The organism is Mesorhizobium sp. AA22 (genome assembly GCF_001672375.2).
GTDB classification, from domain to species: domain Bacteria; phylum Pseudomonadota; class Alphaproteobacteria; order Rhizobiales; family Rhizobiaceae; genus Mesorhizobium; species Mesorhizobium wenxiniae.
Genome location: NZ_CP048406.1, coordinates 4,402,704 through 4,420,312 on the forward strand (window position 1 = coordinate 4,402,704; position 17,609 = coordinate 4,420,312).

General features: G+C 63.0%; 16 protein-coding genes. 8 read left to right on the forward strand and 8 right to left on the reverse strand.

Going from position 1 to position 17,609, the window contains the following annotated elements; all coding sequences use genetic code 11:
- Positions 1–46 precede the first annotated feature (46 nt).
- A complete protein-coding gene (locus tag A9K68_RS21330) occupies positions 47–712 on the reverse strand; it encodes a GntR family transcriptional regulator (protein WP_065008038.1) in 666 nt (221 codons plus the stop codon).
- A 163-nt stretch (positions 713–875) separates the two neighbouring features.
- On the opposite strand from A9K68_RS21330, the gene A9K68_RS21335 reads away from it, so the two are divergent.
- Entirely contained in the window at positions 876–2,135 is a 1,260-nt protein-coding gene (locus tag A9K68_RS21335; RefSeq protein ID WP_065008037.1) for a multidrug efflux MFS transporter, read from the forward strand.
- A gap of 41 nt (positions 2,136–2,176) precedes the next feature.
- Positions 2,177–2,551: a DUF423 domain-containing protein gene (locus A9K68_RS21340; RefSeq protein WP_065008036.1), complete on the forward strand. Its 375-nt coding sequence runs from the start codon at positions 2,177–2,179 to the stop codon at positions 2,549–2,551.
- A gap of 49 nt (positions 2,552–2,600) precedes the next feature.
- On the opposite strand, the gene A9K68_RS31385 is transcribed toward A9K68_RS21340, so the two are convergent.
- Positions 2,601–2,762 (reverse strand): hypothetical protein, encoded by a 162-nt coding sequence (locus A9K68_RS31385; RefSeq protein ID WP_082982346.1) that lies wholly within the window; start codon positions 2,760–2,762, stop codon positions 2,601–2,603.
- A gap of 61 nt (positions 2,763–2,823) precedes the next feature.
- Positions 2,824–2,967, reverse strand: coding sequence for a hypothetical protein (locus tag A9K68_RS31390; RefSeq protein WP_082982370.1), 144 nt, complete (start codon positions 2,965–2,967; stop codon positions 2,824–2,826).
- Between the two features lie 141 nt (positions 2,968–3,108).
- On the opposite strand from A9K68_RS31390, the gene A9K68_RS21345 reads away from it, so the two are divergent.
- Positions 3,109–4,191, forward strand: coding sequence for a LacI family DNA-binding transcriptional regulator (locus A9K68_RS21345; RefSeq protein WP_065008035.1), 1,083 nt, complete (start codon positions 3,109–3,111; stop codon positions 4,189–4,191).
- 10 nt (positions 4,192–4,201) lie between these two features.
- On the opposite strand, the gene opgC is transcribed toward A9K68_RS21345, so the two are convergent.
- Complete coding sequence (gene opgC / locus A9K68_RS21350) at positions 4,202–5,377, reverse strand: OpgC domain-containing protein (protein WP_065008034.1); 1,176 nt, start codon at positions 5,375–5,377, stop codon at positions 4,202–4,204.
- 204 nt (positions 5,378–5,581) lie between these two features.
- Between opgC and A9K68_RS21355 the strand changes: the two genes are divergently transcribed.
- Positions 5,582–6,256, forward strand: coding sequence for an alpha/beta hydrolase (locus A9K68_RS21355; RefSeq protein ID WP_065008033.1), 675 nt, complete (start codon positions 5,582–5,584; stop codon positions 6,254–6,256).
- A 9-nt stretch (positions 6,257–6,265) separates the two neighbouring features.
- Here A9K68_RS21355 and sthA read toward each other — a convergent pair whose 3' ends face one another.
- Entirely contained in the window at positions 6,266–7,654 is a 1,389-nt protein-coding gene (gene sthA, locus A9K68_RS21360; protein ID WP_065008032.1) for a Si-specific NAD(P)(+) transhydrogenase, read from the reverse strand.
- 198 nt (positions 7,655–7,852) lie between these two features.
- Here sthA and A9K68_RS21365 point away from each other — a divergent pair, with 198 nt between their 5' ends.
- From A9K68_RS21365 to A9K68_RS21375, 3 genes are all read left to right on the forward strand, one after another.
- Positions 7,853–8,323, forward strand: coding sequence for an RDD family protein (locus A9K68_RS21365; RefSeq protein WP_065008031.1), 471 nt, complete (start codon positions 7,853–7,855; stop codon positions 8,321–8,323).
- A gap of 135 nt (positions 8,324–8,458) precedes the next feature.
- Positions 8,459–9,223, forward strand: coding sequence for an arginyltransferase (locus tag A9K68_RS21370; protein ID WP_029353973.1), 765 nt, complete (start codon positions 8,459–8,461; stop codon positions 9,221–9,223).
- A 127-nt stretch (positions 9,224–9,350) separates the two neighbouring features.
- Complete coding sequence (locus A9K68_RS21375) at positions 9,351–10,247, forward strand: DMT family transporter (RefSeq protein ID WP_065008030.1); 897 nt, start codon at positions 9,351–9,353, stop codon at positions 10,245–10,247.
- Here A9K68_RS21375 and A9K68_RS21380 read toward each other — a convergent pair.
- A complete protein-coding gene (locus tag A9K68_RS21380; RefSeq protein ID WP_065008029.1) occupies positions 10,235–11,443 on the reverse strand; it encodes an AI-2E family transporter in 1,209 nt (402 codons plus the stop codon). The two genes, A9K68_RS21375 and A9K68_RS21380, sit on opposite strands and share 13 nt — an antisense overlap.
- 284 nt (positions 11,444–11,727) lie before the next feature.
- Entirely contained in the window at positions 11,728–13,980 is a 2,253-nt protein-coding gene (gene parC, locus A9K68_RS21385; RefSeq protein ID WP_065008028.1) for a DNA topoisomerase IV subunit A, read from the reverse strand.
- Between the two features lie 264 nt (positions 13,981–14,244).
- Here parC and A9K68_RS21390 point away from each other — a divergent pair, with 264 nt between their 5' ends.
- Complete coding sequence (locus tag A9K68_RS21390; RefSeq protein WP_065008027.1) at positions 14,245–15,435, forward strand: hypothetical protein; 1,191 nt, start codon at positions 14,245–14,247, stop codon at positions 15,433–15,435.
- A 268-nt stretch (positions 15,436–15,703) separates the two neighbouring features.
- On the opposite strand, the gene aspS is transcribed toward A9K68_RS21390, so the two are convergent.
- Positions 15,704–17,494 carry an aspartate--tRNA ligase gene (gene aspS, locus A9K68_RS21395; protein ID WP_065008026.1) on the reverse strand — a complete coding sequence of 597 codons (1,791 nt, stop codon included), beginning with the start codon at positions 17,492–17,494 and terminating at the stop codon, positions 15,704–15,706.
- Positions 17,495–17,609: the final 115 nt, after the last annotated feature.

Consider the following 17,609-nt stretch of genomic DNA (forward strand, 5'->3'; position numbering starts at 1 on the left):
GCCATCGGCGCCCGCGAAGCGAGGGCGAAAGTGGTTGCCTCCGCAATCACGCCGCGACGACGGCAAATCCCCTGGCGCGCAGGCCGCGCCGGTCATTGTGCAATGACATCACCAGCCGGTCGCGGCTGCCGACGATATGGGCCGAAAGCCGCCGTGCCGCCTCATCGGCATCGCCGGTCCGCACCGCTGCCAGAATGGCACGGTGTTGGGCCCAGGCACGGCCGAGTGCCGCCTCGTCGCGCACCTCCAGCCAACGGGCGCGTGACAGGCGCGTCATGGCATCGCGAACCGCCCTGAGCAGGAACTCGTTGCCGGACAGGCGTGCCAGCTCGATGTGAAAATCCATGCCGACGCGATGCCATTCCTCGCGCGGGGTGCCGGCGTCACAGGAGTCCAGCATCGCCTCGATGACGTCGACGGCGCTCCTCTCCTCCAAGGCACAAGTCAGCTTGACCGCCGCCACCTCGACCGCCTCGCGGTAAACGGCGATCTGCTCGAGCTCCGTGAGGTTGATCGGCGATACCGTCCAGCCGCGCCCGTCGCGGCAGACCAGACCTTCCGTCTCGAGCCGCAGCAATGCTGCCCTGACCGGCGTACGCGAGGCCCCGAAGCGGCTTTCGATCCAGCGCTCCGTCAGCCGCTCGCCCGGGCCGATCTCGAGGCCGAGGATCATTCCGCGAAGGTGTTTTTCGACATTCTGCATCTGCGACATGGTGTTCCGTTCTGGCTATTTGTTCTGGCTATCTGGTCGCTGCTCAGCGTTGAGAGCGCCGCATTGACAGCCGTCGAGCTTGCGTCCATGACGGATACCAACTTGGTATCCCAAAACGGTATCTGCAGCAAGCCGCCGACAGACTTGCCGGACAGGACAGGACATGCCGCAAGACGCCACCCCTGCCACGCAAGGCGCCCACAACATCCACTGGCGCCGCAATCTCGCCGTGTGCTTTGCCGGCTCGTTCAGCACGCTTGTCGCGATGACGCTGCTGTTGCCCTTCCTGCCGCTTTACGTCGAGCAGTTGGGTGCCGAGGGGCACGCGGCGATCGTGCAGTGGTCCGGCATCGCCTATGGCGCGACGTTCTTCGCCGCCGCGCTGGTGGCGCCGCTGTGGGGACGGCTGGGCGACCGCTACGGCCGCAAGCTGATGCTGGTGCGTGCCAGTTTCGGCATGGCCGTCTGCATGTCGCTGACCGGCATGGTGGAGACTGTCTGGCAGTTGGTGCTGCTGCGCCTGCTGATCGGTTTCGCCGGCGGCTATTCCTCCGGCTCGACCATTCTCGTCGCCATGCAGACGCCGAAGGACCGGTCAGGCTGGGCGCTTGGCGTGCTGTCGGCCGGCATCACCGCAGGCGCCCTCGTCGGCCCCCTGCTCGGCGGCGCGCTGCCGCCTTTGATCGGCATCCGCGCAACCTTCCTGCTCGCCGGCGGCGTCATTTTTCTGGCGTTCCTGGCAACGACTTTTCTCATCGAGGAGAACCCTCGCCCGGTAGCCGACAAATCAGCATCGACTGAGAAGCCGAAACGCGGCTGGTCGCAAAACTCGGACAAGCGGCCGGTCGTCGCCATGCTGGCGACCGGCACGCTGTTGAGCTTCGCCACAATGTCGATCGAGCCGATCATCACGGTCTACGTCCAACAGCTCATAGAGGATCAAAGCCGCGTCACGCTGATCTCCGGCGTCGTCATGTCGGCGGCAGCACTTGGCGCCATTCTGTCGGCCCCGCGTCTCGGAAAACTCGCCGACCGCGTCGGCCATTGGAACGTCATCATTGGGGCGCTTGCCGTCTCGGCGCTGCTGCTCATCCCGCAAGCCTTCGTCACGCAGGGCTGGCAGCTCGTCGGCCTGCGTTTCCTGATGGGGCTGGCGCTTGGCGGTCTTTTGCCCTGCATCACCAGCGTCATCCGCCACAATGTTCCGGAAGGCGTCGGCGGCAATGTGCTCGGCCTATCGATCTCGGCGCAATATGTCGGACAGGTCGCCGGACCACTGCTCGGCGGCTTCGTCGGCGGTCATTTCGGCATGAGCGCGGTGTTTCTCGGCACATCCGTGCTGATGGCAGGCGGAGCTGCGTATAACTGGGTGGTCCAGTCGCGACGCGCGCGCGACATGCTGGTGCAGGCTGGCAAGTCGTGACACCGTTCGCGAGCTATCATTACTTGACGGAGACCAGAGACATGAGCACGGCCGAGCAGCCAGCAAGCGGCAGTGGCCGCATTCTCATTTTCACCGGCGGCCTGTGCGGCGCGGCCGGCGTGGCACTCTCCGCCGCGGCCGCGCACCTGGGCGGCGCTTTCGTCGGCACGGCCGCATCCTTCCTGCTCATGCATGCGCCGGTCTTTCTTGCCGTCGGCCACGTCGGCGCAAACCGGATCCTGCGAAGCGCAAGCCTTGTCCTTCTTGTCGGGCTTGTATTGTTCTGCAGTGATCTCCTCGCCCGTGACTTTGTCGGCTCGCGGCTTTTCCCGATGTCGGCGCCGATCGGCGGCACCCTGCTCATCGCCGGCTGGCTGGCGGTTGCAGCCTCGGCGCTCATGCGCCCGCGCTCCTGAGATGGCGCCTGCGGGCAAACGGCCGGGGCCCGTTTCCGCCAAACGACGATCAGGCAGACGATGACCAATCCTGCCGTTCGGGCCGGACCGGCAGGTCGCGATTGCGTGCAGCCGGCTTGGTCAGGCGGCGCCGCTCCGGCCTATCGATGGCCGGCGAGATGCCCCAATAGTTGCGATAGATGTCTTCGAACAGATGATTGATCGGATGCATGGCCAGGCTCCTTTTTCAACTTGAATCGATCCAATCGACAGGCCCGAAAATGCCGTGCCGATCAGCTCCGCTTGCGCTCCACGAGAAAACGCAGATCGCGGATCCACGGGCCGGCCCTGCGGCGCCGTGTCCGGGTCACCGCGTTCGAGGTTATGCTCCAGTCGTTGCGAAAGATGTCTTCGAAAAGATAGTTGACGGGGTGCATGGCTGTCTCCTTCCTGATTCGATCCAATCGACAGTCGGCATTTGACTTGGATCGATTCAAAATATACCCAACCGCACCGATGTCAAGCAAAAATTTGAATCGATCCAACGAACGTGCTAGAGAGGAGTCTGGAGGCAAAAAATGGCGTCATCCACCGAAAGCAATACAAGACCCATCCGGCTGGCCGACATCGCCAAGGCCGCCGGGGTTTCGCACGGCACCGCCTCCAACGTGTTCAGCCGCCCTGAGGTCGTGCGCGAGGAGGTCCGCGAACGGGTCAAGGCGGCCGCCGAGGCGCTGGGTTATGCCGGGCCCGACCCCAAGGGCCGGCTGCTGCGCGCCGGCAAGGTCAACGCGATCGGCGTCGCCACGACCGAGCCCCTCGCCTATTTCTTCGACGACCCCTTCGCCCGCGCGATGATGGCCGGGATTTCCGAGGCATGTGACGCCACCGGCGCCGGCATCGCGCTGGTATCGGCCGGCAACCAGGAGAAGCTTGCCTGGAACATCCAGAGCGCCCTGGTCGACGGCTTCATTCTTTTCTGCATCGAGGGAGGTCCGCGCCTCGTCGAGCTGACGCGCGAACGCAAGCTCCCCTTCGTGGCGCTCGAGCTCGGTTCCGAGGACGACACCGTCTCGGCGATCGGAGTCGACAATGTCGTCGGCGCTCGCATGGCGGCACGCCATCTGGCGGAGCTTGGTCATCGCCGTTTCGCCGTGCTGTCGCTTGCCCTCGCCGACGGTCGCACCGGTCTGGTCACACCAGAGCAGGTCCGCTCGGCGGTCTACACGGGAACACGCGACCGCTATGCAGGCTATTTCGAGGAGCTCTCCCGCTTCGGCGTGGATACAGCCAGCGTACCGGTCTTCGAGACCGAGAACGACGAGGCCAGCACCAGAGCGGGCCTCGAAACGGTATTCGCCTCGGCCGAGCCGCCCACCGCCATCCTGGCGATGTCGGACAGGATCGCCATGATCGCCATCGAGTGGCTGAAGGCACGTGGCTTCTCGGTTCCCGGCGACGTTTCCATCGTCGGCTTCGATGGCGTGCCGGACGCGGCGCTTTGCGATCCTGCGCTCACCACGATCGCCCAGCCGATCGCCGAGATCGGCCGCCGGGCGGCACGAACGATCCTTGATTTCGACGGCACGGTGCGGCGTGAGACGCTCGGCGTCGAGCTTGTCATCAGGGCATCTTCCGGACCGCCGCCCAAAACAGCTTGAACCCGGACGCTTACGGATTGCTAGTCGCCATAGCTCCCACACCAAAGGACGTATGGACAGGCGGCGCCTCATTGCGGACCGGCTTGCTCTTGCCGGACCGTCCAATACCCGACAGCCATTCAAGATAATAAGCGAGCGCGAACTGCATGGCGATGCCGGCGGCGATCAGCAAACTGTCATAGGCAAACCCGCCCGGGTTGATCAGCTTCATCACCTGCGCCACCATAGCGATCACCGTGCCGGCGATGAAAACCGGCAGCGAACGTTTGCCCAATATGGCGAGCGGATGGTCGCGACTGGTGCGGAACAGGTTCGAGACAGAAGGAAAGGCCACAATCAGGTAGCTCACCGCCAGGATGTGGACCAGCCTCGGCAGCGACAGGAATGTCTTGTCGAAGCCAGTCAGGACCACGGGCAGGTTCAGCCACGACACGTGCCCCCATAGCGGGCTGTGCACCCAAATCAATGCCGCCGCGACATAGACCGCCGCCGTGCCGAGCAGCCAACGGTTGACCGGAATGGTGCCGCCGCGCTTGATATGCAGCATACTCGCAAGGCCGATGTTGAAGAGGAACTGCCACGACAGCGGATTGAGGAACCAGAAGCCGGGCTCAGGATAATTGGGCGGCGCGATCTGATAGATCCCGGCAACCAGCCACAGAGCTCCCGATATCGCGAGCGCCGCCACGGGCCTGTAGCTGATGAACAGCAGGAAGGTTGGCGTCATCAGCAGCAGCACCGCATAGACCGGCAGGATGTTGTTGTAACCGAGCTGATGGCCAAGCGTGACGATGCCGATCAGCACTTGCTGCGGGTTCCTGATCAATGGTTCGATGTTGATCAGCGTCAGCATGTCCGGCCGCTTCTCGAACACCGCCGCCGCGCAGAAAATGGCCACCACCACCATCGTCGTGACGATGTGGGCGACATAGAGCACACCGGCGCGACGCCACAATTTCAGAATCGCCATGAGCCAGTTTCCGGTCTGGAATTTTGAGCCATAGGCGAGCGCAACGGACATCCCGGAGATCAGCACGAAGGCTTCCGCGGCATCCGAAAAGCCGAAATTCTTGTAGGTCAGGGTTTCGAAAACCGTGCCCGGGACATGGTCGACAAATATGATCAGCAGAGCGAGAGCGCGGAACACATCGATACGCGTATCGCGTTCCGAATTTGGCATGGTCATCGATAAAAGGCCTCAAAGCTGGTTGTTCATGCCGGCGATCGATGCGACCGCCCGTCGCACCGCTTCGATTCCTCCCGCAGGAGCATATCGCGAACAAACGGACTGAAATGCGCCCGGTTCAATCAACTTTGAAGGAGCCCGAAAATATTCCGTTTTGAAGCCGGCAAATGAACAAAAACAACGCGAAATCAAAAGGATGCAACTATGGCCGAAAAACCTCCGGACGACGGCTTTTTGCGGCGCGACCTGCCGTTTTTCTATCGCCTCCACAGACCAGCAGAACCAACCGGCGAATGCCTTTTTCTTCTACATGGATCCGGTGTCGACGAGACGACGCTGGTGGCGCTGGGGCAGCAAATCGCACCGCACGCGGTGTTGGTGGCAGTGCGTGGCCGTATCGCCCAGGAGGACGGTTTCCGCTGGTTCAGACGCATCTCGCCCATACGCTTCGAACAGGGTAGCATCCGCAAGGAAGCGGCCGCTTTCGCTGACTTCATCACGGAAGCCGCGAAACGCCACGGCCTCGACCTCTCCCGGGCAATTTTTCTCGGCTATTCCAACGGCGCGAACCTGGTTTCAAGCGTGATGCTGCTGCATCCGCAACTCATCGCGCGAGCAGCGTTGCTGCGGCCCATGCCCGTGCTGGACGAGGTGCCGCCGGCGGACCTCCGCAAGACACGGGTGGCAATCATATCCGGCGCCGCCGACCTGACCTACGGGCCCTTCGCACTCGCGCTGGTCGGACTGCTCAGCCGGCATGGCGCCGAGGTCGACGCCCACACCGTCGCCTCCGGTCACGAAATCGGCGATCGGGATGCTGAAATCGTCAGGCAATGGCTGGCAGGCCCGGCAACGGTCATCGCGCAGGCAAATCGATGAGCCGAGATTTTACCCTCGCCCCATCCGGTTCCAGGCGTCTAGCCCGGCGATCTTGTAGGCTTCGGCCAGCGTCGGATAGTTGAAGGTGTTGTTGACGAAGAAATCGACGGTGCCACCGAGATTGATCACCGCCTGGCCGATATGGATCAGTTCGGTCGCGCCCTCGCCGACGATATGCGCGCCGAGCAGCCGGCGCGTTTCGATCGAAAACAGAAGCTTCAGGAAGCCGGTGTTGACGCCCATGATATGGCCGCGCGAGGTCTCGCGGAAGCGCGCCACGCCGACCTCATACGCGCCGCCACCCTCGCGCACCTGCTCCTCGGACTGGCCGACGGTCGAGATTTCCGGCACGGCGTAGATGCCGTAGGGAAAGGTTTCCGGCGGCGGCGGCAAGGGCACGCCGAAGGCATGGCAGGCGGCCACCCTGCCCTGTTCCATCGAGGTGGAGGCGAGGCTCGGAAAGCCGATGACGTCACCGGCGGCATAGATGTTCGGCGCACTGGTCCGGAAGGTCTGCGGATCGACCTTGATGCGGCCCCGGGAATCAGCCTCGATGCCGACCACGTCCAGACCGAGCGCGCCGACATTGCCGGTGCGCCCCGCGGCATAAAGCACCATCTCCGAGCGTATGGTGCGGCCGTCGGCAAGCGTCACCTCGGCATAGTCCGGTTTCGAGGCGATCTCCTTGATCGCACTGCCCAGCCGGATCGTCATGCCGCGGTCGCGCATCTGATGGATGAAATCGTCGACGATCTCGCGGTCGACGAAATCGAGGATGGTGTTGCGCGGTTCGACCAGCGTCACCGGCACGTCGAGCGCCGAAAAGATCGTCGCGTACTCCACGCCGATGACGCCGGCGCCAATCACCGTCAGTGTCCGCGGCAGGCGCTCGAGCTCCAGCATCTCGTCGCTGTCGAAGACACGAGTCTTGTCGAAGGGCACGTCGCGCGGCCGGTGCGGGCGGGTGCCGACCGCGATCAGCGCATGCGCAAAACCGACTTCGCTATAGTCGCCCGTGTCCGTCGTCAGGCTCGCTCTGTTGGGACCGAGAAACTTGACAGCGGCGCGTGCGCTCTTGACCGTGTTGCGCATGAACTGGTGCTGCAGCACCTCGACCTCGTGATCGAGCGTCTTGTGCAGACGTTCGATCAGATCGCCGACCAAAATGTCCTGCTTGACCCGGTAGCCGCGCCCGTAGAAGCCGCGCTCGCGCCAGCCGGAGAGGTTGAGCACAGTTTCCCGCAGCGTCTTCGACGGGATGGTGCCGGTGTGCACGGAGACACCGCCAAGCCGCCGGCCCCTGTCGACCACCAGCACGGCTTTGCCGAGCTTGGCCGACTGCACTGCGGCGCGGCGCCCGGAAGGGCCGCTGCCGATGACCAGCATGTCGTAGTCCATGTCGCCCTCGCCTGCGCTTTGTTGCGCTGCGGCAAGCTAACGCCATCGGCGCTGCAAATTCAACCGATTCGGGCTGTGCCCGGCGCTGCTTCCCACCGCATGTCGCGGAAAGGCTTGATCTTGATTCCGCAGCAAGACTTCACCATTTCAACACCAGGCGGCCCGCACCTATCCCGGGCCTGATTACGAGGAAATGACATGAACGCGCGCGTTCTCGACGGCGAAATCATCACCACCAGGCTCGATGATATCAGGGCCTATGATGGCGTGCGCACGCGGCGTGTCCTCGCCTTCATCATCGACTATTGCATCGTCGCGCTGCTCACCATCCCGTTCGCGATCCTGGTGTTCTTGCTTGGGATTCTGACACTCGGCCTCGGCTGGATGCTGTTTTCCGTCCTCGTGCCGGCCGTCGCCATCCTCTACATCTGGAACACGCTCGGCAGCGCCGACCAGGCCACGACAGGCATGAAGATGATGGGGATCCGGCTCGACCGTCTGGACGGCACCCGCATCGACGGGCTCACGGCGGTGGTGCATTCGGTGCTGTTCTGGGCCGGCAACGTCATCCTGACGCCGCTGGTCCTTCTGGTGTCGCTGTTTGCCGACCGCAAGCGCACGCTGCACGACCTGCTGCTGGGCACGGTGGTCAGCCGCAGTGACCGCTGAAACAGCTTTTTTACGAGTCCCGCGCGCATTTGTGTGCAAAGTGACGGCTTCCGATCACCCACGCCTTCACAATCCTGTTGAATTTTTCGCCGTGCGCGCCAAAGGTATGATTCGCAGGAGTGTTTCCAAGGTTCGATGACGCACCATCCTACCCAGTCGCCGCAGTTCTTCCTGACCGCGCCGTCGCCGTGCCCGTATCTTGAGGGCCAGTTCGAGCGCAAGGTGTTCACGCATCTGGTCGGCGACAAGGCACCGGAGATGAACGACCTATTGACGCAAGGCGGCTTCCGGCGATCGCAGAACATCGCCTACCGGCCGGCCTGCGAGACCTGCCGCGCCTGCGTTTCGGTACGCATCCTGGCCCAGGAATTCACTGCCAGCCGCAACATGAAGCGGGTGATACAGCACAATTCAGACCTCATCGGCGCCATGCACGACGCGCAGCCATCCACCGAGCAGTATTCGCTGTTCCGCAGCTATCTCGATGCCCGCCATCGCCGCGGCGGCATGTCCGACATGACGGTGCTCGACTACGCCATGATGGTCGAGGACACCCATGTTGATACCAAGGTCATCGAATACCGGCGCCGCGGCCCCGACAGCTTCATCACCGGCAAGGGCCAGGGCGAGCTGATCGCGGTGGCGCTCACCGACAAGATGGCCGACGGCCTGTCGATGGTCTATTCCTATTTCAATCCGGACTTCGAGGACCGCTCGCTCGGCACCTTCATGATCCTCGACCACATCGCCCGCGCCAGGGCGATGGGCTTGCCCCATGTCTATCTCGGCTACTGGGTCAACGGCTCGCGCAAGATGAACTATAAGATGCGCTTCATGCCGCAGGAGCATCTCGGCCCGAAAGGCTGGGAACGCTACGACCACGAAGCGGTTTCGCGCTGATCCGCCCTTTCGCCAACCATCCTTAAAACTGTTTCAAGGAGGATGCCGCTGGTTTTCGGCCGCTTGGCTGGAACGACAGACGCTGGGCCAATTTTGCGCCTGCCTCCACATCATTGCGAGAATTGCCATGTCGTCCCACAACGATCACCAGAAGGGCCTTCTCATCACCGCCATCGGCGGGCTGATGCTGACCATCGACATTCCACTGATCCGGCTCGCCGACGGCGGCGCGTGGACGATCCTCCTGCTGCGCACAGGCACCACCTTGGTCGCGGCGCTGATCATCTGGGCCGTCTGGCGCTCGCTGAGCAGGAACGCGCCGCAGCTCGTCCCCGGCTGGTCGGGGCTCGTTGTCGCGATATGCTATGGGCTGACCTCGGTCACCTTCGTCACCAGCATCTATTATACCACAACCGCCAATCTGGTCTTCATCCTGGCCTTCAACACCGTGTTCGCGGCACTGCTGTCCTGGCTGTTCCTGAGGGAGCGGCCACGACTGGTCACGGTGGCCGCGATGCTGGTCATGATTGTCGGCGTCGCGATCATCGTCGGCGATTCGATCGGCACCGGGCACCTGTTCGGCGATCTCATGGCGCTGTGCTCGGCTTTCTTCATCGCGCTGGCCATCACCATCTCGCGCGCCAGCGGCAAGGACATGGGGTTCACATCGCTGGTCGGCGTGATCCTGCCCCTGGCCGTCGCAGTGTTCATGGTCTCAGGCGAAGGCCTTCAGGTGAACGCGCCGTGGTGGATCATCTTCAACGGCGCCGTAATCATGCCGATCTCGTTCTTCTGCCTCGCCAACGGGCCGAAATATATTTCGGGACCGGAAGTGGCGATGTTCTATCTACTCGAAACCGTGCTGGCGCCGGTCTGGATGTGGATGATCTTTGCCGAGACGCCGTCGCGCAACAGCCTGATCGGCGGCGCGATCCTGATCGTCACGCTGGTCGCCCATTCGCTGTGGCAGCTGCATGAGGGGCGCAAGCGCCGCGCAAGCCTTGCGGTCAGTCACCCGGCCTGAGACTTCTTCTCGGCAACGATTTCGATTTGCGGCGGCGACCCTTCCATCTCCGCCGGTGCTGCGGGGGCGAGTTCGTCGGCCAATTCCACCTCGCGCAGCCATTCGCGCCAGATCGCGACCAGCAATGCCATCAGCACCGGGCCGATGAACAGGCCGAGAAAGCCCATCGTCTTGACGCCGCCGATCAGGCCGAAAAAGGTCGGCAGGAACGGCAGCTTTATCGGGCCGCCGACCAGTTTCGGGCGCAATGTCTTGTCGACGATGAACAGTTCGACGCTCCCCCAGATGAACAGCGCCAACCCGGCCATCGGCGAGCCGCTGGCAGCGAGATAGATCGAAACAAGCGTGAAGGACAGCGGTGCGCCGCCGGGGATCAGGGCCATGATGCCGGTCAGGGCGCCGAGCGTCACCGGCGACGGCACGCCGGCCAGCCAGTAGGCCACGCCCAGCACTACCCCCTCGCCGATGGCGATAATGGTCATGCCGGTTACCGTCGAGGAAATCGTCGCCGGCACGACGCGTGAAATCCGCTCCCACCTGGTCGGCAGGATGCGTTCGCCGAGACGGTCGACCTGCCCGGCAAAATGCTCGCCGTCGCGATAGGCAAAGAACAGCGCGATCATCATGAACAGCAGCGCCAGCAGAAGGCCGAAGGCGCTGCCGCCGGCGGCCAGCACGCCGCGGTAAATGCTGCCGATGTTGGCGCCGCTGATCAGCTGGATCAGTTCGCCGATGCCGCCCGGATGGCCGAGATTGCGCGTCCACTGCTCGTTCAGCCAGTCGCCCACCACAGGCAGCGTGGCGATCCAGTGCGGCGTCACCGCGCCTTCGCGGTTGGTCTCGATCGCCCAGCCGACCCATTCGCGGACTTCGTTGCTGGCGTAGGCGCCGGCGAGCGCGATCGGCACCACCAGGAAAGTGAGGATGAACAGGATCGCCAATGTCGCGGCGATCGTGCGGTTGCCGCCGACAGCAGCAAGCAGCCGCCGATAGAGCGGCCAGCTGGCAAAGGCGATGACGAGAGCAGCCAGCACCGGGACCAGGAAACCATGAAAGAAATAGACCCCGGCGGCAACGATCAGCACCAGGAGCCAGCGCGCCGCCGACAGCGGCGGAATGACCGCGGATCTGACCGGCGTCGACAGGCCGAACAAGCGCTGCTGCCCTTCCGGTTTCTTAATCCTGGCTTCTTTCAAATGCCCATTTCTCCCAAAGGCGTGTGTCCCCGCCTTATGTAGCGATGCTTATGTACCATGATAGTGCAGCAATCGTGACGACATTCCAAATGTTTGCATGGAGGCGCTAATCTCCCCGCTTGAGGGGGAGACGTCGCCGAAGGGCGACAGAGGGGTCGGGACGTTCAGGCGCGACCTCTTATTGCGAACAGGGAGGCTGGCGCTTTATGCGCGGGGACCCCCTCTGGCCTGCCGGCCATCTCCCCTCAAGGGGCCCTCAAGGGGCCCTCAAGGGGGGAGATTACCTACCCAAACTTCCCCGCCCTCGGGAATCCCTTCGGCACCATGCGTCCGGCCGAGGCTCGAGCACCGATCCACTCAATCAGCTCTTCGCGTGATTTGACGAAGGTGCGGTCGGCCGAATCCTGCCAGGAGAAACCGCCTGCGAGCGCGAAGGTCTTGAGGTCGAGGACGCCGCCATCCTTGTATTTCTGCAGGCGAACGCCCTTGCCGCGACCCATCTCAGGGATCTCGGCGAGCGGGAAGACCAGCATCTTGCGGTTCTCGCCGACGATGGCGAGATGGTCGCCGGCGACCGGCACACAGCGCTGGGCCTCGTCGGGCGCCTTGACGTTCATCACCTGCTTGCCCTTGCGGGTGTTGGCGACGACTTCCTCTTCCGGCACGATGAAGCCATTGCCGTCGTGAGACACCAGCAGCAGCTTGCGTTTGGGATCATGGACAAAGGCGGTGACGATGTCCTGGTCGTTGTCCATGTCGACAATGATGCGGATCGGTTCGCCATGGCCGCGCCCGCCCGGCAGCCGGTCGGCTCCGATCGTGTAGAACTTGCCGCCGGTGGTGAAGACCAGCACCTTGTCGGTGGTCTGAGCGTGGAAGGCGAGCTTGAGGCTGTCGCCCTCCTTGAAGGTCAGCAACGAATGATCGGTCAGGTGACCTTTCATCGCCCTGAGCCAGCCCTTTTCCGAAACGACCACGGTGACCGGCTCGCGCTCGATCATCGCATGGGCGATGTCGGTCAGGTCATGTTCGGGCGCGTCGGCGAACTGGGTCCGGCGCTTGCCGAGCTCGGTCTCCGGTCCGAATTTCTCGCGGATGCTGGAGACTTCCCATTTGATCGTCGACCACTGCCTGGCGTCGGACGCAAGCAGCGCCTCGATCTGCTTTTTCTCGATAGTGAGGCCGTCGAATTCCTTGCGGATCTCGAATTCCTCGAGCTTGCGCAGGGCCCTCAGCCGCATGTTGAGGATGGCTTCGGCCTGGTTGTCGGTGAGCGACCAGCGCGCCATCATCACTTGCTTGGGCTCGTCCTCCTCGCGGATGATCCTGATCACCTCTTCGATGTTGAGATAGGCGATCAGATAGCCGGCGAGGATCTCCAGCCGCCTTTCGATCTCGGCCAAGCGATGCCTGGAGCGGCGGATCAGCACCTCGCGGCGGTGCTCCAGCCATTCCTTGAGCACGCCTTTCAGCGACAGCACGTTGGGTATCTTGCCGCGCGACAGGACGTTCATGTTGAGCGGAAAGCGGCTTTCGAGCTCGGTCAGCTTGAACAGCGATTCCATCAGGATGCCGGGATCGACCGAACGGCTCTTCGGCACCAGCACGACGCGGACGTCTTCGGCGCTCTCGTCGCGGATGTCTTCGAGCAGCGGCAATTTGCGCGCCATCAGAAGCTCGGCGATCTTTTCGATCAGCCGCGCCTTCTGGACGCCGTAGGGGATTTCGGTGACGACGATGCTCCAGGTGCCCCTGCCCTGGTCCTCCTGGCTCCATTTCGCCCGGAGGCGGAAACCACCGCGACCGGTTTCATAGGCTTCGAGGATCGAGGCCCGGCTATCGACGATGATGCCGCCGGTCGGAAAATCCGGACCTTGGACGAAGTCCATCAACGCCGTCACCGGCGCATCGGGGTTCTCGATCAGATGCAGCGCGGCGTCGCAGAGCTCGGCGGCATTGTGCGGCGGGATCGAGGTCGCCATGCCCACGGCAATGCCGGACGAGCCGTTGGCGAGCAAGTTTGGGAAGGCGCCGGGCAGCACGACCGGCTCCTCGTCCTCCTCATTGTAGGTTGGCCGGTAGTCGACCGCATCCTCGGTGATGCCGGACAGCAGCTCGGTCGCCACATCGGTCATGCGCGCTTCGGTGTAGCGCATGGCGGCGGCGTTATCGCCGTCGATATTGCCGAAATTGCCCTGCCCGTCGACCAGGGGATAGCGCATCGAAAAATCCTGCGCCAGCCGCACCAGCGCGTCGTAGATCGACTGGTCGCCATGCGGATGAAACTTGCCCATCACCTCGCCGACGATGCGGGCGCATTTGGCGAACCCCTGGTCGGGGTTGAGCCTGAGCAGCCGCATGGCATGCATGATGCGGCGATGGACCGGTTTCAGCCCGTCGCGCACGTCCGGCAGCGCCCGGTGCATGATGGTCGACAGCGCATAGGCGAGATAGCGCTCTTCCAGCGCTTTCTTCAGATCGACCGGCTCGATGTTGTCGCCACCGCCATCGCCAGGCGGCAAAAGCCTTTTTCCCATGGGCTGGGACTAGCCGAGCGGGTGATTCGCGGCAAGAGGCGCTTGACTGCGCCTCCTTCCGCAACACGAACTGGATGCACTGCTGCGCCGACCAACATCAATCGGTTACATCCCGGCTCTATGGCAATGGATCGGATTTGCCTTTCGCCATGGTTTTCGACCATTGTGCGGGAGAACGCCTTTTTCCCGTCCAGTTCATCACGGAAGGGTGACGGCGCAACGAGTTGAAAAAACAATCTTCAGGACACTCTCAGGGGACTTGCGATGACGATCAGACGCTCGACACTCAACAAACTTGCTTTTTCGACGTTTTTGCTGACGCTGCCGCTGAACGCGGCCTTGGCGCAGGATGCGGCGGTCGCCGACCGGCTGAAGGCGGCTCTCGCCGCCCAGGGCGTCGACATCTCCTGGACCGGGGTGACGGGCGATGCCTCCAGCATGGTGCTGCAAGGCGTGGCCTTCAAACCGGCGGCCGAAAAGGAAGCGTTCAAGATCGGCGACGTCACACTCGAAGGCGTGACCGAAGCCAATGGCGGCTATGAAATCGAAACCGTCTCGACTGCGGCGTTCCGGCACAGCGAGGACGGCGTCACGGTCGACCTCAGCCCCTTCATCATCCACTGCATGACGGTTCCGGCCGACGGCGCCACAGGCCCGCTGGGCTCAATGATGATGTATAAATCGGCCGAACTCGACAACATGACGGTCAAGGTTGCCGACAAGACCGCATTCTCGATGGACGGACTCGCCATCGAAATCACCCCACCGGCCGACGGCAAGGCGATGGAATTTTCCGGAACCACGGAAAAGTTCAATGCCGACCTGACGCTGGTCGAGGACCCGAAGTCCAAGGACGTGATCAACGCGCTCGGTTACCAGAACATCACCGGGAACCTTGAAATGAAGGGCACCTGGCAGCCTGCGGACGGCAAGATGGAGCTGTCGAAATACGACATCTCCGTCGACAATGCCGGAACGCTTGGCATGACCTTCGGTCTCGGCGGATACACGTTGGACGTCATCAAGTCGCTGCAGGAGATGCAGAAGAAGATAGCGGCTCAGCCCGAAGGCGCCGACAACTCGGCGCAAGGCATGGCCATGCTCGGCGTCCTGCAGCAGCTTTCATTCAACAGCGCTTCGATTCGCTTCGACGACGATTCGCTGACCAACAAGGTGCTGGACTACGTCGGCAAGCAGCAAGGCATGTCCGGCAAGGACATCGCCAACCAGGCCAAGGCGATCGTGCCTTTCGGCATGGCGCAGCTCAACAATCCCGAATTGACGGCGCAGGTGTCGGCGGCAGTCGGCAAATTTCTCGACGATCCGCAGAGCCTCGAGATCTTGGCCGAGCCGCCGGCGGCAGTGCCGTTCGCGCTGATCATGGCGGGCGCCATGTCCAACCCGCTCGACCTGCCGAAGACGCTTGGCGTGACGGTCAAGGCGAACGAAGACTGACCGGCACGTCTCTGGCCGGTTCTGAAAAATGCGCTTACATTGGAAGTGTCAGCGTCGCCCCACCTCCGCCTGCCGGCACCTTCTCCCCGTATAGTGACGGGGAGAAGGGAAATGGCCGCGACCTTGGCGCCAATTTTGCAACGCAGGCAGCTGGCGAAACCATTCGTGACGGCGTCTTTCTCCCCGTCACTATACGGGGAGAAATGCCCGGCAGGGCAATAAGGGGCAGCGCAGACCGACAGTGTTTAGAATCGGTTGCTGGAGGTTTTTAAGCCTCTTTCTTGGTCACGGCGACGCGCAGCGATAGATCGCGGAGCTGCTGCGGGCTGGCTTCCGACGGCGCGCTCATCAACAGGTCATAGGCCTGCTGGTTCATCGGGAACATCGTCACTTCGCGCAGGTTTTTGGCGCCGACCAGCAGCATGACGACGCGGTCGATGCCGGCCGCCATGCCGCCATGCGGCGGTGCGCCGTACTGGAAGGCGCGGTAGAGGCCGCCGAAGCGCTCCTCGACCGTCTCGCGGTCCAGCCCGACAGTCTCGAACGCCTTGACCATGGTTTCCGGCAGATGGTTGCGGATTCCGCCAGACGCGATCTCGAAACCATTGCAGACCATGTCATACTGGAACGCCTTGATCCCAAGCAGATCCTCGCCATTGAGCGCGTCGATGCCGCCTTGCGGCATGGAAAACGGATTGTGGGCGAAATCGATCTTTTTCTCGTCCTCGTTCCATTCGAAGAAGGGAAAGTCGACGATCCAGCACAGTTCGAAGCGGTCGCGGTCGACAAGGTTCAGCTCCTCGCCGGCGCGAGTGCGCGCCGCGCCCGCGAACGAGACGAATTTCTTTGGGTCGCCGGCGACGAAGAAGGCGGCGTCGCCATCGGCAAGACCGAGTTGCTGGCGGATCGCCTCGGTGCGCTCCTCGCCGATGTTCTTGGCGAGCGGCCCGGCGCCTTCGAGCTTCTCACCCTCCTTTCGCCAGAAGATATAGCCGAGGCCCGGCTGGCCCTCGCCTTGCGCCCAGGAATTCATGCGGTCGCAGAAGGCGCGCGAACCGCCGGTCTTGGCCGGAATGGCCCAGACCTCGGCCTTCGGGTCGTTGGCGAGGATATTGGCGAACACCTTGAAGCCGGAACCGCGGAAATGATCAGAGACAGCCTGCATCTCGATCGGGTTGCGCAGGTCCGGCTTGTCGGTGCCGTATTTGCGCATGGCGACGTCATAGGCGATGCGCGGAAACTCCTGCGTCACCGGCTTGCCGGCGGCAAAGGTCTCGAACACACCGCGCATCACCGGCTCCATGGTCGCCAGCACGTCGTGTTGCTCGACGAAGCTCATTTCCACGTCGAGCTGGTAGAATTCGCCCGGCAGGCGGTCGGCGCGCGGATCCTCGTCGCGGAAGCACGGCGCGATCTGGAAGTAACGGTCGAAGCCCGAAACCATGATCAGTTGCTTGTATATCTGCGGCGCCTGCGGCAGCGCGTAGAAGGTGCCGGGATGGATGCGCGACGGCACCAGGAAGTCACGCGCCCCTTCAGGCGACGAAGCGGTCAGGATCGGGGTCGAGAATTCGGTGAAGCCGACCTCGCCCATGCGCTTGCGCATCTCGGCGATGATTTTCGTACGAGCCACGATGTTCTTGTGCAGCGTGTCGCGGCGGAGATCGAGGAAGCGATATTTGAGACGTATGTCCTCGGGATAATCCGGCTCGCCGAACACCGGCAGGGGCAGTTCCTTGGCCGCCGACAGCACTTCGATCTCGCGCGCGAAAACCTCGATCTCGCCGGTCGGCAGGTTCGCGTTCGCGGTCTCGGCCAGGCGCGCCTTGACCTCGCCGTCGACACGGATGACCCACTCGCCGCGCACCGTCTCCGCGATCTTGAAGGCCGGCGAATCCGGATCGGCGACGATCTGGGTGAGGCCATAGTGGTCGCGCAAATCGATGAAGAGCAGGCCGCCATGATCGCGCACGCGATGCACCCAGCCCGACAGGCGAACGGAAGAGCCGACGTCGCTCTTCCTCAACTGGGCACAGGTATGGCTGCGGTAACGATGCATTGTCATTGATAAGTCCGGATGTTGATTGCGGCCAAGGCATGATGGCCCGGCCCGAAAATTTGGGCGAAAAGCACATGAGAGGCCGCCTTTGTCAAGGCAGGCGGCGCACGGGCAG

What these genes read in the sequence shown, in the direction of transcription:
- A9K68_RS21330 (WP_065008038.1), bottom strand. Translation starts at nt 712, where the DNA reads ATGTCGCAGATGCAGAATGTCGAAAAACACCTTCGCGGAATGATCCTC.
- opgC (WP_065008034.1), bottom strand. Translation starts at nt 5,377, where the DNA reads ATGACCATGCCAAATTCGGAACGCGATACGCGTATCGATGTGTTCCGC.
- A9K68_RS21375 (WP_065008030.1), top strand. Translation starts at nt 9,351, where the DNA reads ATGTCGTCCCACAACGATCACCAGAAGGGCCTTCTCATCACCGCCATC.
- A9K68_RS21365 (WP_065008031.1), top strand. Translation starts at nt 7,853, where the DNA reads ATGAACGCGCGCGTTCTCGACGGCGAAATCATCACCACCAGGCTCGAT.
- aspS (WP_065008026.1), bottom strand. Translation starts at nt 17,494, where the DNA reads ATGCATCGTTACCGCAGCCATACCTGTGCCCAGTTGAGGAAGAGCGAC.
- A9K68_RS31390 (WP_082982370.1), bottom strand. Translation starts at nt 2,967, where the DNA reads ATGCACCCCGTCAACTATCTTTTCGAAGACATCTTTCGCAACGACTGG.
- A9K68_RS21390 (WP_065008027.1), top strand. Translation starts at nt 14,245, where the DNA reads ATGACGATCAGACGCTCGACACTCAACAAACTTGCTTTTTCGACGTTT.
- parC (WP_065008028.1), bottom strand. Translation starts at nt 13,980, where the DNA reads ATGGGAAAAAGGCTTTTGCCGCCTGGCGATGGCGGTGGCGACAACATC.
- A9K68_RS21345 (WP_065008035.1), top strand. Translation starts at nt 3,109, where the DNA reads ATGGCGTCATCCACCGAAAGCAATACAAGACCCATCCGGCTGGCCGAC.
- sthA (WP_065008032.1), bottom strand. Translation starts at nt 7,654, where the DNA reads ATGGACTACGACATGCTGGTCATCGGCAGCGGCCCTTCCGGGCGCCGC.
- A9K68_RS21370 (WP_029353973.1), top strand. Translation starts at nt 8,459, where the DNA reads ATGACGCACCATCCTACCCAGTCGCCGCAGTTCTTCCTGACCGCGCCG.
- A9K68_RS21355 (WP_065008033.1), top strand. Translation starts at nt 5,582, where the DNA reads ATGGCCGAAAAACCTCCGGACGACGGCTTTTTGCGGCGCGACCTGCCG.
- A9K68_RS31385 (WP_082982346.1), bottom strand. Translation starts at nt 2,762, where the DNA reads ATGCATCCGATCAATCATCTGTTCGAAGACATCTATCGCAACTATTGG.
- A9K68_RS21335 (WP_065008037.1), top strand. Translation starts at nt 876, where the DNA reads ATGCCGCAAGACGCCACCCCTGCCACGCAAGGCGCCCACAACATCCAC.
- A9K68_RS21340 (WP_065008036.1), top strand. Translation starts at nt 2,177, where the DNA reads ATGAGCACGGCCGAGCAGCCAGCAAGCGGCAGTGGCCGCATTCTCATT.